The 12,825-nt window shown below is 67.9% G+C and carries 14 protein-coding genes; 9 read left to right on the top strand and 5 right to left on the bottom strand.

Translation table 11 applies throughout. The features are described from left to right. Nucleotides 1–73 precede the first annotated feature (73 nt). Nucleotides 74–1,429 (bottom strand): allantoinase AllB, encoded by a 1,356-nt coding sequence (allB, locus tag ACWCO2_RS05570; RefSeq protein WP_450126514.1) that lies wholly within the window; start codon nucleotides 1,427–1,429, stop codon nucleotides 74–76. A gap of 222 nt (nucleotides 1,430–1,651) precedes the next feature. Here allB and ACWCO2_RS05565 point away from each other — a divergent pair, with 222 nt between their 5' ends. The 3 genes from ACWCO2_RS05565 to ACWCO2_RS05555 all read left to right on the top strand — a co-directional run bounded on the left by ACWCO2_RS05565 (nucleotide 1,652) and on the right by ACWCO2_RS05555 (nucleotide 2,368). Continuing rightward, complete coding sequence (locus tag ACWCO2_RS05565) at nucleotides 1,652–1,798, top strand: hypothetical protein (RefSeq protein WP_450126513.1); 147 nt, start codon at nucleotides 1,652–1,654, stop codon at nucleotides 1,796–1,798. Beyond that, nucleotides 1,798–1,932 (top strand): hypothetical protein, encoded by a 135-nt coding sequence (locus tag ACWCO2_RS05560; protein ID WP_450126512.1) that lies wholly within the window; start codon nucleotides 1,798–1,800, stop codon nucleotides 1,930–1,932. Before ACWCO2_RS05565 ends, ACWCO2_RS05560 begins: the two co-directional genes overlap by 1 nt. 196 nt (nucleotides 1,933–2,128) lie before the next feature. Continuing rightward, nucleotides 2,129–2,368 (top strand): FCD domain-containing protein, encoded by a 240-nt coding sequence (locus ACWCO2_RS05555; protein WP_450126511.1) that lies wholly within the window; start codon nucleotides 2,129–2,131, stop codon nucleotides 2,366–2,368. A 23-nt stretch (nucleotides 2,369–2,391) separates the two neighbouring features. Here ACWCO2_RS05555 and ACWCO2_RS05550 read toward each other — a convergent pair whose 3' ends face one another. From ACWCO2_RS05550 to ACWCO2_RS05535, 4 genes are all read right to left on the bottom strand, one after another. Further along, a complete protein-coding gene (locus ACWCO2_RS05550; RefSeq protein WP_450126510.1) occupies nucleotides 2,392–3,513 on the bottom strand; it encodes a glycerate kinase in 1,122 nt (373 codons plus the stop codon). 270 nt (nucleotides 3,514–3,783) lie between these two features. After that, nucleotides 3,784–5,487 (bottom strand): glyoxylate carboligase, encoded by a 1,704-nt coding sequence (gene gcl, locus ACWCO2_RS05545; RefSeq protein WP_450126509.1) that lies wholly within the window; start codon nucleotides 5,485–5,487, stop codon nucleotides 3,784–3,786. Between the two features lie 380 nt (nucleotides 5,488–5,867). Then, entirely contained in the window at nucleotides 5,868–6,746 is an 879-nt protein-coding gene (locus ACWCO2_RS05540; protein ID WP_450126508.1) for a 2-hydroxy-3-oxopropionate reductase, read from the bottom strand. Between the two features lie 267 nt (nucleotides 6,747–7,013). Next, nucleotides 7,014–7,814 (bottom strand): hydroxypyruvate isomerase family protein, encoded by an 801-nt coding sequence (locus ACWCO2_RS05535; protein WP_450126507.1) that lies wholly within the window; start codon nucleotides 7,812–7,814, stop codon nucleotides 7,014–7,016. A 208-nt stretch (nucleotides 7,815–8,022) separates the two neighbouring features. On the opposite strand from ACWCO2_RS05535, the gene ACWCO2_RS05530 reads away from it, so the two are divergent. The 6 genes from ACWCO2_RS05530 to ACWCO2_RS05505 all read left to right on the top strand — a co-directional run bounded on the left by ACWCO2_RS05530 (nucleotide 8,023) and on the right by ACWCO2_RS05505 (nucleotide 12,784). Next, the gene (locus ACWCO2_RS05530) at nucleotides 8,023–8,280 is read left to right on the top strand and encodes a thiamine-binding protein (protein ID WP_450126506.1); all 258 of its coding nucleotides are present in this window, start codon (nucleotides 8,023–8,025) and stop codon (nucleotides 8,278–8,280) included. Between the two features lie 10 nt (nucleotides 8,281–8,290). Beyond that, the gene (locus tag ACWCO2_RS05525; RefSeq protein ID WP_450126505.1) at nucleotides 8,291–8,656 is read left to right on the top strand and encodes a helix-turn-helix domain-containing protein; all 366 of its coding nucleotides are present in this window, start codon (nucleotides 8,291–8,293) and stop codon (nucleotides 8,654–8,656) included. A 387-nt stretch (nucleotides 8,657–9,043) separates the two neighbouring features. After that, nucleotides 9,044–9,550, top strand: a complete 507-nt coding sequence (uraD, locus tag ACWCO2_RS05520) for a 2-oxo-4-hydroxy-4-carboxy-5-ureidoimidazoline decarboxylase (protein WP_450126504.1) — start codon at nucleotides 9,044–9,046, stop codon at nucleotides 9,548–9,550. Next, nucleotides 9,547–9,882: a hydroxyisourate hydrolase gene (gene uraH / locus ACWCO2_RS05515; protein ID WP_450126503.1), complete on the top strand. Its 336-nt coding sequence runs from the start codon at nucleotides 9,547–9,549 to the stop codon at nucleotides 9,880–9,882. The genes uraD and uraH overlap by 4 nt, the downstream gene beginning before the upstream one ends. Nucleotides 9,883–9,889: 7 nt before the next feature. Beyond that, on the top strand, nucleotides 9,890–10,780 hold the full coding sequence (gene pucL, locus ACWCO2_RS05510; protein WP_450126502.1) for a factor-independent urate hydroxylase: 891 nt from the start codon (nucleotides 9,890–9,892) through the stop codon (nucleotides 10,778–10,780). Between the two features lie 522 nt (nucleotides 10,781–11,302). Further along, nucleotides 11,303–12,784, top strand: a complete 1,482-nt coding sequence (locus ACWCO2_RS05505) for a nucleobase:cation symporter-2 family protein (protein WP_450126501.1) — start codon at nucleotides 11,303–11,305, stop codon at nucleotides 12,782–12,784. The last annotated feature ends 41 nt before the right edge of the window (nucleotides 12,785–12,825 follow it).

Genomic DNA, 12,825 nt, shown 5'->3' with positions numbered 1-12,825 from the left:
TGTCCACAGCCGTGGCGTGTGGAACCGCGGGTTTGCAGTTCCGGGTGGAAGCGCAAACCGCGGGGGCGGGGAATCAACGGGTGAGGAGTTGGCCCTGCGGAGCGGTTTCCGCGTCGGAGCCGACGATCTTCGTGCCGCGGAGCCAGGTTTCGCGCACCACGCCGGCCAGCGGACGGCCGTTGTACGGCGAGACCGGGTTGCGGTGGTGCAGCTTGTCCACGTCCACCACGAAGGCCTCGTCCGGGGCGAACACGCAGAAGTCCGCGTCCTGACCGACCGCGATGGAGCCCTTGCGGTGCACCCCGGCGAGCTCGGCGGGCTTGCGGGACATCCATCCGACCACGTCAGCAAGGCTGTGCCCGCGCACCCGCGCCTGCGTCCACACCGCCGACAGGCCGAGCTGGAGGCTGGACACACCGCCCCAGGCGACGCCGAAGTCACCGATGTCGAACCGCTTGAGCTCCGGGGTGCACGGCGAGTGGTCGCTGACCACGCAGTCGATGATCCCGTCGGCCAGGCCCTTCCAGAGCAGCTCGCGGTTGCGCGCCTCGCGGATCGGCGGGCAGCACTTGAACTGGGTGGCGCCGTCGGGGACTTCCTCGGCGCCGAAGCTCAGGTAGTGCGGGCAGGTCTCGACGGTGACCTTGACGCCGTCGGCGCGTGCGGAGGCGATCATCGGCAGCGCGTCCGAGGAGGACAGGTGCAGGATGTGCACGCGTCCACCGATGCGCCGGGCGAGCTCGATGACCTGCGCGATGGCCACGTTCTCGGCGCCGCGCGGGCGGGAGTTCAGGAAGTCGCTGTAGGTCTCGCCGTGCGCGGTGGGCGCGTGCTCGATGGCGTCGGAGTCCTCGGCGTGCACGATCATCATCGCGTCGTAGCGGGCCAGTTCGCGCAGCGCCTCGTCGAGCTCGGCCGGGTTCAGCGGCGGGAATTCGTCGACGCCGGAGTGCAGCAGGAAGCACTTGAAGCCGAACACCCCGGCCTCGTGCAGTCCGCGCAGCTCGGCGAGGTTGCCGTGCACCGCGCCGCCCCAGAAGCCGACGTCGATGTGCGCCTTCTCCCGCGCGGTCTTGCGCTTGACCTCCAGCGCGCCGGTGTCGATGGTCGGCGGGCGGCTGTTCAGCGGCATGTCGAGGATGGTCGTGACGCCGCCTGCGGCCGCGGCGCGGGTGGCGGTGTCGAAGCCCTCCCACTCGGTGCGGCCGGGGTCGTTGACGTGCACGTGGGTGTCGACCAGCCCGGGTAGCAGGACCTCGTCCTCGGCGAGCTCGATGGTCCGCGCGGCGTCGAGCTGGGCGTCGAAGGGCTCGACGGCGACGATGCGGCCGTCGCGCACGCAGACGCTGCCGGATGTCTCCCCGTTCGGACCGATGAGCCGTCGCGCGCGGAACACGACGTCGAAAGCCCCGGTGGCTGACTCGGACAACTCGGTTACCTCCTGAAATCAACTGTTCAACAAAGTGTTGAACTTTCGGCGATTCCGGTCAAGACCCCACGGCCGGGAAGCGAGCCAAGCCGCAATTTTCACATCGTGAAGTATACTTATCGGCTATCGAAATCTTCCTTTTGAACCCTTGCCACGTCAAGTGTTCCCCGACCAAGCATCGATTCAGCGCCGATCGACTTCGCCGGGTCGGCGGAGTCGTGGATGAAGCCGCTGCAGCACGGGCACGAGGTCGACCTGGTGGCGCTCTGCGGCAACTGGTACGTCGACGACCTGCCGCCGATGCTGTTCAACAAGCACGCGGCGAACTCGCACGGCTTCGTCAGCCCGCGCGACGTCGAGCCCTGCTGATGCTGGAAGGGCTGATCGGCTACTGGAGCGGCCACGAAGGCGTCCGCTTCACGACGTTCGAGGACGCCGCGGCCGACTTCCGCCACCGCTACCCGTTCACCGGCACCGACCGCCCCTCCCTCATCGGTCCCTGAGCCCATGAAAAGGCTCATTGCAGCTGTAGGTTTCAGTCGCGACTGAACACAGTTTCAATTGAAACTGTAAATCCCACCCACGGCGGATCACAGTTTCAATTGAAACTGTGATCACCTCGGGGACGGGAGGAAGGCTCGGTCGGGGTGGTCGGTCGGCGGCTTAGCGTGGGGTTGGTCTTGGGAGGAAGGAGCGGACGTGGCCCAGCCGGTGCCGTTGGGTTCGCGTGATCGCCCGTTACGCATGCTGGAGCCGCTGCAGGGCCGCCTGCGCTGGCTGTTCCAGCAGACAGACGACCCGAAGGTGCTGTGCGAGGAGCACACTCACCTCTACGAGGCTATCGCCTCCGGCGACCCGGACCGAGCTGCGGCGGAAGCGATCCGCCACGTCCGCCACAACCGCGAAGTCGCCCAGAACCTCCTCTTCCCGGAGGCCTGAGACGCAACGGCCCTCCTGCGGAACTACAGGTGCTGCTCGGCGATCTTCTCCGCGAGGACCGGGAGGAGAGTTGCTGCTTCGCGGATGCAGCGTTGGGGGTCCGGCTCGATGTCGGTGAGGGCGTAGACCGCTTCGATGCCCGCTTCACGCAGGCGCTCCGGGGAGAGTTCCGAGCGGCCCGCGATGGCCACCACCGGGACGTTCGCCGCGCGGGCTCGGGCCGCCACTCCGGCCGGGCCCTTGCCGTTGAGGGTCTGCTCGTCGATGGAGCCCTCGCCGATGATCACCAGGCCCGCGCCGTCCAGCTGGCGGTCGAAGTCGATCAGCTCCAGGACCACGTCGACGCCGGGGCGCATCCTGGCACCGAGGACGGCGAGCGCTCCGTAGCCGACGCCTCCGGCCGCACCGGCTCCCGGCTGGTCAGCCACGTCGTGGCCGCCGGCCGCCAGCACAGCGCGGGACCAGTTCGCCAAGGCCTCGTCCAAGAAGCGCACCTGATCGGGGTCGGCGCCCTTCTGCGGGCCGTAGACGTGGGCCGCGCCGCGCTCGCCGAGCAGCGGATTGTCCACATCGGACGCAAGGATGATCTCGGTGTCGGCCAGTCGCGGGTCCAGGCCGGAGAGGTCCACCGAGGCGACTCGCGACAGTGGTCCACCGCCTGGGGGCAGGGGATGCTCCGCAGCGTCCAGAACCCGTGCCCCCAGGACGGTGAGCATTCCGGCGCCGCCGTCGGTGCACGCGCTGCCACCGACGCCGAGCACCACAGTTCGCGCGCCCGCGTCCAGCGCCGCCAGGATCGCTTCGCCGGTGCCCTCGCTGGACGCCGCCAGCGGAGCCAGGTCGTCGGGGTCCAGCAGCGCCAGCCCGGAGGCCGACGCCAGCTCCACCACGGCCTTGTCGTCGTAGATCGCGATCTCGGTGTCCACCGGATCGCCGACCGGCCCCGAGACGATGACCGGGATCGACACGTACCCGGCGGCCACCGCGGCCTGCACGGTGCCGTCCCCGCCGTCGGCGACGGGGGCCGACCGGACCTCCACCTCGGGCCGGACCCGGCGCAGGCCGGTGGCCACCGCTGCGGCCACCTCCGGCGCGGTCAGCGAGCCCTTGAACTTGTCCGGCGCGATCAGGACGGGTCCAGGCAAAGCGAACTCCTGTTGTGCAAAGGGGTAGGTGTTCCCCGCCGTGACGCCCGGCACGTGCGCGGCGGGGAACACCGAGGGTCGTCGGACATTCCACCCGACCACCCCGTCTGTGGGAAGTGGGGAAGGCGTTCACCGGAACACCACCGCGCGTTCCGGTGAACGCTCCCCTCGCGGGACTGCCCTGAAGTCCCGCACGGGGTGCGAGAGTGTGCAACAGGACCGATCGGCCCGGTTCCCAACGGGCCGACGCCCTCAGCACCCCGAGTTCAATCAGGCGTTCGGCACTTCCTCCGGTTCGATCATGGCGTCGATCCGGAGGCCTCGAGCGGTGTTCGCCTCGCGCTCGATCATCACCTCGACCAGCACGGGCCTGCTGGTGGCGACGGCCTCCTTGCGGGCCCACTCGATCGTGTCAGCGATGTCGCTCGGCTCGAAGACGCGGCGACCCGCGCAGCCGTAGGCCTCCATGATCTTGACGTTGTCCGTGCCGTGGTCGTCGTAGTGGATGTCGACCTCGGTCTTCATGCCGAACGCGTCGCCCTCGGCCTGGCGGATCAGGCCCAGGTACTCGTTGTTCAGCATGATGATCACGAACGGGACGTCGTACTGGGCCGCGACCGCCAGCTCTTCGACCAGGAACTGGAAGCCGTAGTCACCGACCACCGCGACGACCTCGGCGTCCGGCTTCGCGGACTTCACGCCGATCGCCGCCGGGATCTCCCAGCCGAGCGGACCGGCCTGGCCGCACACCTGGTAGTGCCGCGGCAGGTGCGCGGTCTGGAACTGGCCGCCCCAGATCTGGTAGAGCCCGATCGCGGTGACGAAGTAGGCCTCCGGCGGGAAGATCTCGTTGATCTCCCGGTACACGCGCGGCGCCTTGATCGGCACGGTGTCGTAGTCGTCCGGCCGGGTCAGGATCTGCTTGAGCACGCCAACCCGGGCGACCCACTCGGAGTGGTCCTTCTTCGCGTTCCGCTTGCGGGCGGCCTCGATCAGCGCGTCCAGGAACAGCCGGGTGTCCGAGACGATGCCCAGGTCCGGCCCGAAGACCTTGCCGATCTGGGTGGGTTCGATGTCGACGTGGATGAACTTGCGCTCACCGCGGTAGGTGTCCAGGGCACCGGTGTGCCGGTCGCCGAAGCGGGCGCCCAGCGCCAGCACCAGGTCGGTCTCCAGGAACGACTGGTTGCCGTAGCGCTGGCTGGTCTGGATACCGGTCATGCCGGCGAACAGCTCGTGGTCCTCCGGGAAAGAACCCTTGCCCATCAAGGTGATCTGCACCGGGACGCCGAGCAGCTCGGCCAGTTCCCGAACCTGCTCGTGGGCGTCACCGAGGATGACACCACCACCGGCGAGGATCAGCGGCCGGTCGGCCTCCAGCAGCATGTCCAGCGCGCGCTCGACCCGCGGCAGGTGCGGCTCGACGGCCGCGATCGGCAGCGGGGCGTCCAGCGCCGGGTCCCACTCGATCTCCTGCTTCTGCACGTCCAGCGGCAGGTCGATCAGCACCGGGCCGGGGCGGCCGGAGCGCGCGATGCGGAACGCCTCGCGGAAGATCCACGGCGCCTGCGCGGCCTCCTTGACCTGCACCGCCCACTTGGTGACCGGCTTGGCGATGTCGACGATGTCGACCGCCTGGAAGGCCTCCTGGTGCAGCTTGCTGGACACCGCCTGGCCGGTGATGCACAGGATCGGGATGGAGTCGGCGATCGCGGTGTAGAGACCGGTGATCATGTTGGTGCCGGCCGGACCGGAGGTGCCGATGGCCACGCCGACGTTGCCGTTGGTGCGGGCCCAACCGTCGGCCATGTGGGTGGCGCCCTCTTCGTGGCGGACGATCAGGTGCTCGATGCCGCTGTCCTCCATCGCCGCGTACAGCGGGAGGATCGCCGCGCCGGGGCAGCCGAAGGTGATGTTCACGCCCTCGGACTCGAGCACGTCGACGACGGCCTGCATGACGGGGACTTTGGCCATGGTGTAAGACTTCCTCTCGGGTGCTGCGCGCACCTTGTTGGGAACGGGTCAGTGGTTCTGGTTGCTTGGCGGCGCTTGGACCGCTGACCCGTGACCGTCTTGCTCTTCGAGATCGCCCGGTCGAGGCGGGGTTTCCATGACAGCGGCGCGTCAGCGCCACCGTCGGGGTGGTAGTCGGGCGAAGGGCTGGCCTTCGCGAGAAATTGACCGTCACCGGGGTGAACGTCAACTTCTCGCGAAATTGACCACTGCAGGTGGAACGGCGTTGCTGCGCAGGGGTTCTGCCGCAGGAGACGAGGGATCCCCCACGCAGCACCGCAGTCTCGGGGTCGTGAGTGCGAAAACTGGCTCCAACCGGGTTATGCACTCACGACCGGTTCTCAGTCGCGGCCGTTGAGCTGCGTGATCTGCTTGAGCAGACCGGAGTGGTCGAGCTTGCCGTCGCCCTGGGCGACGGCCGCGGCGACCAGCTGGCTCACCAGCGAGCCGAGCGGAATCGTCAGACCCGCGTCGCGAGCGGCGGCCTGCACGATGCCCATGTCCTTGTGGTGCAGCTCGAGGCGGAAGCCGGGAGCGAACTCGCGACCGCGCATCTTGTCGCCCTTGGCGTTGAGCACGGCGCTGCCGGCGAGACCGCCGCCCAGAACCTTGAGCCCGGCCTCGGTGTCCACGCCGTGCGCCTCGAGGAACACCAGCGCTTCGGCGACCAGACCGATGTTGCCGGCCACGATGAGCTGGTTGGCGGCCTTCACGGTCTGCCCGGCGCCGGACGGTCCAACATGGACGATCGTGGTGCCGACCGCATTCAGAACGTCTTGCGCCGCAGCGAAAGCGTCCGTCTCGCCACCGACCATGATGGACAGCGTGCCGTCGATGGCCTTCGGCTCACCACCGCTGACCGGCGCGTCCAGGGCGTGAACGCCCTTCTCCGCGGCGGTTTCGGCCACACGACGCGAGACGTCCGGGCGGATGGTGCTGCAGTCGATGAGCAGCGCGCCCGACTTGGCGTTGGCCAGCACGCCGTCCTCGCCGAGCACGACGGCCTCGACGTCCGGCGAGTCCGGCAGCATGGTGAAGATGATGTCGGCGTCGCGCACGGCCTCGGCAACGCTGGCCGCGGCCTTGCCGCCGTCGGCGACCAGCTTGTCGACCTTGGCCTGGCTGCGGTTGTAGCCGACGACCCCGTGCCCAGCCTTGACCAGGTTGGCCGCCATCGGGCCGCCCATGATCCCGAGCCCGATGAATCCGACCTTGCTCATGGTGTTACCTCCGTATGAGCCTGGAAACAGGCTTGGCTCAACGCTTGTTTCGGTCTTTGTCTTTGAAGCGGCGCAGCCGCTTAACCCACCTACGACGCTTGCACCGCCGCGGGTTCTCAGACTGTGCCCGCCCGACTTGGGCTCTTGGCGAGGACAGCCCGTTTGCCGTGTATTGGCCATACATAAAAACGGGATCCCGCAGCCAGGCGACGTCTGAGGTTCCGCCACCCGCACCGCCACGCAAACGAGCCTGGAAACAGGCTTGGCTCAGCGCTTGATCCAGCTGAAGCTGTCTGCGCTGGCTCCGCTCGGCTTGTACTCCAGCCCGATGTATCCGCGGTAGCCCGCGGCGTCGAGCCGGTTGAAGTAGTGGTCGAAGTCGATCTCGCCGGTGCCCGGCTCGTTGCGCCCCGGGGCGTCGGCGATCTGCACGTGGCCGATGGCCGCGGCGTGCTTGTCCAGCACCGCGTTCGGGTCGTCGCCGTTGACCACCAGGTGGTAGATGTCGAACAGCAGGCGCAGGTTGTCGCCACCTCCGGCGGCGCGCACCCGGTCGATCACCTCGATGGCGTCGTCGGCGGTCTTCAGCGGGTAGGCGGGCATGCCGCTGACCGGCTCGATCAGCACCGTGCCGTCGACGCGCTCCAGTGCCCTGGAGGCGCGCAGCAGGCTCTCGGTGGCGACCTGGTCCTGCGCGGCCGGGTCGACGCCGTCGATCCGGTTGCCGTACAGGGCGTTGAAGGCGCGGCAGCCGAGGCGCTCGCCGATGCCGACGAGAACGTCGACGTTGTCGGCGAACTCGCCCGCCCGGTCGGGGTTGGACAGCACGCCGCGGTCACCCGCGGGCATGTCCCCAGCGAAGAAGTTCAGGCCGACCAGGGAAACCCCGGCGTCCTCGATGGCCTGCACGAACCGGTCCACGTCCCGGTCGGCGGGCACGGCCTCCGCGAACGGCCACCAGAACTCCACCGCGTCGAAACCAGCCGCCTTGGCCGCCGCGGGTCGGTCCAGCACGTCCAGCTCGGCGAACAGGATCGAGAGGTTGACCTCGTACCGGTTCGGATCCATGGGCACCCCCTCGGGAGAAGATTCGGAGATCTCGTACCTGAAATTTCGCTATGCGGAAATCTTGTTTCGTACAGCGATAGATTAGCGGCATCTCGCAAGCCGCGCAACGACTCCTCCCGAGTTACCCACCGCCATGAACTGCGCTGCGCAGAGCCGAAAACCGCGCGCGCAGCGCGACGACTACCGTGCGAGCAGGGAGGTTCCGCCGATGATGTTGCGAGCTGAATTCACCACCGAGCCCTTCGAGGGCGAGGGCGAGCCACCGGCGCACGCCGTGGCCGCGCGCGACTGCCTTCGCGCTGCCGGACTGGAGCCCGACTTCGGTCCGCTGGGCACGTCGATCGCCGGCGACCGGGAGACGCTGCTGCCCGCGCTGGCCCAGGTGGTCGAGACCGCGCTGAACACCGGTGCGAACCGGATCACTCTGCAGGTGACCGTCGACGACACCGAAGACGGTCAGGTTTAGGCTGGTCAGCGTGCATCCGCTCGCCAACGCGATCGCTCCGCTACTGGAGCACATCGGCGGCACCGCCGTGCCCGCGGACCAGCGCCAGCCCGGCGACGTCGTCCTGTACTGGGAAGGTGCCCCGGCGGTCGCCGTCCGGCTGCCCGACGAGGAGCTGACCAGCGCCCTGGACCGGATCATCCGCGCGGTCGAGACCGAACTGGGCGGCCCCCTGCCGGACCTGCCGCGCCCGGAGAAGCAGCGCGCCGTCCGGCTCCTCGAAGAGCGCGGCGCGTTCACCATGCGCAAGTCCGTGGAGACGGTGGCCAAGGCGCTCGGCGTCAGCCGCTTCACGGTCTACAACTACCTCAACCGCGAGCAGGCCGACCACAACTGAGAGCCTGTTGGTGGTTGCCTTGCCCGCGTGGTCGCTCAGCGGAACCTGAGAGGTTCCCCGGACTGCGGGTGGTCACCCTGCATAGGTGATCCAAGCGGCTGACGCCGCTTCCACAAGCGCGGACGGCATTCGCCGACAGGCACCGACGCACTCCCACCAAGCCCCTCTTGCCCGCCTGACAAGAGGGGCTTGATTGTGCCGGTCGCACAACCCGCGACCAGGATTTTTCAACAAAGTGTTGACACTCGTGCAGCTCAGTCGTAGCTTTTGCCGCACCGAAGCTCTGACCAGCAGCCTCAGCACAGCCCAGGCATGCTCGGACTTCCGTCCGCCGCCTCCGCTCCCCCGAAAACCTTCGGGGCCGCACACATCCTGTGAGAGTTCGCGATGTCAACAACCACTCGACCGGACCGGCTCAACGGCCTGCCTCGCGCGGAATTCGTCGAGCAGCTCCTCGCCTGCCTGGACATCCCGCGTTGGGCCGCCGACATCGCCGACCGGCGCCCGTTCGCCGACGCCGACGCGATCTACCGGGCGGGCGACGACGCCGCCCCCGTGCTGACCCGCGAGGAGATCGACCAGGCGCTGGCCGCGCACCCGCGCATCGGCGACCGGGTGCAGGGCTCGGACACCTCGTCGGAGTTCTCCCGCAACGAGCAGGCCGGCGTCGGCGACGACGCGGAGCTGGCCCGCGCGCTGCGGGAGGGCAACGAGTCGTACGAGCGGCGGTTCGGGCACGTCTACCTGGTCTGCGCCAGCGGTCGCAGCGGCGAGGAGCTGCTGGAAATCCTGCACTCCCGCCTGGACAACGAGCCGGAAACCGAGCTGCGGATCGTCGAGGACGAACTCCGCAAGATCGCACGTTTGAGATTGGCAAAGGTGATCGAAGGATGAGTGCCGTCACCACCCACGTTCTCGACGCCGCACGGGGCAAACCCGCGGTCGGTGTCGCGATCCGGCTGGAGGCCGCCAAGGGCGCTGAGTGGGAGACGCTCGCCGACGGGCGGACCGACGACGACGGCCGGATCAAGGACCTCGGCCCGGAGCGGCTCGAGGTCGGGGACTACCGGCTCACCTTCGACACCGGTGCGTACTTCGAGTCCCAGGGCACTGCGTCGTTCTACCCGCAGGTCCAGATCACCTTTCGGATCACCGATCCGGAGCAGCACTACCACGTTCCGATTCTGCTGAGCCCGTTCGCCTACTCCACCTACCGAGGGAGCTGATCGCCCCATGGGCATCGTCTTGGGTCCCAACCAGTACGGCAAGGCTGAGGTCCGCATCGTTTCGGTCAACCGGGACCAAGCGCGCCACACCATCAAGGACCTCAACGTCAGCTCCTCGCTGCGCGGCGACCTCGAGAGCGCGCACCTCACCGGTGACAACAGCAACGTGCTGCCCACCGACACGCAGAAGAACACGGTCTACGCCTTCGCCAAGGAAGCACCGATCGGCGAGATCGAGGACTTCGCGCTGCGGCTGGGCCGGCACTTCGTCGGCACCGCGGACGGGATCAACGGGGCTCGCATCCTCATCGACGAGTACAGCTGGGAGCGCATTCCGGTCGGCGGCACCGGCCACGACCACTCCTTCGCCCGCTCGACCGACGAGAAGCGCACCACCGCGGTGACCATCGACGGCGACCAGGCTCACGTGGTGTCCGGGCTCAAGGACCTGATCGTGCTCAAGTCCACCGGCTCGGAGTTCTGGGGCTACCCCAAGGACAAGTACACGACGCTGGCCGAGACCAACGACCGGATCCTGGCCACCGCGGTGACCGCTCGCTGGCGCTACCTGCACACCGACGTTGCCTGGGGCAAGAGCTTCGAGTCGATCCGCGCCACCATGCTGGAGGCCTTCGCCACCACGCACAGCCTCGCGCTGCAGCAGAGCCTGTACGAGATGGGCAAGGCGGCCATGGAGAAGCACCCGGAGGTGGCCGAGGTCCGGCTGTCGCTGCCGAACAAGCACCACTTCCTGGTCGACATGGAGTACTGCGGTCTGGAGAACAACAACGAGGTGTTCTTCGCCGCGGACCGCCCGTACGGCCTGATCGAGGGCGTCGTCAAGCGCGACGACGTCGAGGAAGCGCCGCAGGCCTGGTACAGCCTTCCGCAGTTCTGATCGAGGAGGAAGTCGTGACTCGCCCTGCTTTGCGGTGCCAGTAGCGGGACCTCAGTGCTCGCCTGGACTCCGGGAGCCCTGACTTATGTATGACCAATACACGACGTCAGGGCTGTCCTCGCCAGGCGAACACTGAGAACCCGCGGCGGTGCGAGCTGCCAGGGTGGGTTATGCGCCTGCGGCGCATGCGGCATCTTCCGCGCAGTGCGAGCAAAGCTTCGCAGTCACTGCTTACCGCAGAACGCTTCCGCCGGGAACGACGGCGTTTCCCGGCGGAAGCCGCGCACCACCGGGCTCCCCCGCAGCAGGGAGTCGGCTTTTTCGAGGATCACCGACGATCCTGGACCTAGGGGCCACCGAACGGAGATATTTCCTGGTGGCCCCTTGCTGCTATCCGGACTTCGGGCAACCGCCCGGAAACCCACAGGTCCACTGTGGAACGCAAATTGATTTTCCCGAAACGAGAAGAAAAAACCCGGCATTGATAGTGACCTGATCTGACCCTGCGGCCCAGGAGTCACCATGGCCCTCTTCAAGACCCGCCGCAACCGCGGCACCCGGAACGGACAACCCACCGACATCCACCCCGTGGACGAGGTGATGCCGCCAGTGCGCATGATGGCGTTCGGCGTCCAGCACATCGCCGCGATGTACGCGGGTGTGGTGGCACCACCGCTGATCGTCGGCGAGGCCATGGGCCTGCGGCCGACGCAGATGACCTTGCTCATCGGGGCGAGCCTGTTCACCGCGGGGATCGCCACCATGTTGCAGTCGCTGGGGATCTGGAAGATCGGTGCCCGGCTGCCGTTCGTCAACGGCGTCACGTTCGGTTCGGTCGCGCCGATGCTGGCCATCGTCGCGCAGCAGGGACAGCAGCAATCGCTGTCGGTGATCTACGGTTCAGTGCTGATCGCAGGCCTGCTGGCCTTCTTGATCGCCCCCTACTTCTCCCGCATGGTGCGGTTCTTCCCGCCCGTGGTCAACGGAACCGTGATCACGCTCATCGGTCTGGCGCTGATGCCGGTGGGCATCAAGTGGATCGCCGGGACCAACCCGGACGCCCTGGACTACGCAGCGCCGCAGAAGATCGCGCTCGGCGCGCTTACGTTCGTCCTGGTGCTGCTGTTCAACCGCTTCCTCAAGGGCTTCTGGAACCGGATCGCGCTGCTCATCGGCCTGGTGGTGGGCACGCTGATCGCCTGGCCGCTGGGGATGATCAACACCACCACGTTCGACTCGGCCCCGGTGTTCAACCTGCCCACGCCGTTCGCGCTGGGCGCGCCGGTGTTCGACCTGACCGCGACCATCTCGATCTGCATCGTGATGCTGGTGGCGATGATGGAGACCACTGCGGACATGGTCGCGCTGGGCGAGATCGTGGACCGGCCGGCCGATGAGAAGACCATCGCGGCCGGTCTGCGCGCGGACGGCGCGGGCAGTGCGCTCAGCGCTGTGTTCGGCGGTTTCACCTGCAGCGCCTTCGCGCAGAACATCGGTCTGGTGGCGCTGACCCGGGTGCGCAGCCGGTACGTGGTCGCGACGGCCGGTGGTGTGCTGGTGCTGCTGGGCCTGTTCCCGATCGTCGGCGCGGTCGTTTCTCTTGTGCCGCAACCGGTTCTGGGCGGTGCTGCGCTGGTGCTGTTCGGTTCGGTGGCCACCAGCGGCATCCGCACGCTGAGCAAGTCCGACCTCAGCGACCCGTTCAACTCGCTGATCGTGGCCGGTGCGCTGGGCATCGGTCTGGTCCCGGTGATCGCGCCGCAGTTCTACGAGCACTTCCCGTCGGCGCTGCGCACCGTGCTCGACTCGGGTATCAGCACCGGCTGCATCGCGGCCCTGCTGCTGAACCTGCTTTTCAACGCCTGGCGCAAGAAGCCGGCGGAAACCGGCCGAACCGTCGGCGGTGACACCGTCGCGATGATCGCGACTGTGCCGGGCGAGACCGCTGTCCCGGAACCCCGCAAGACGGTGAAGGACTCCTCCTCTTCCGAATCCGTGCACTGACGTTCACCGCTGAAGGGCACTTCCGAGCTCGGCTCGGAGGT

This window comes from Saccharopolyspora sp. NPDC002376 (assembly GCF_053593195.1).
Note: the sequence above shows the minus strand (reverse complement) of the source record. Positions and strands in the feature narration are given on the sequence as shown.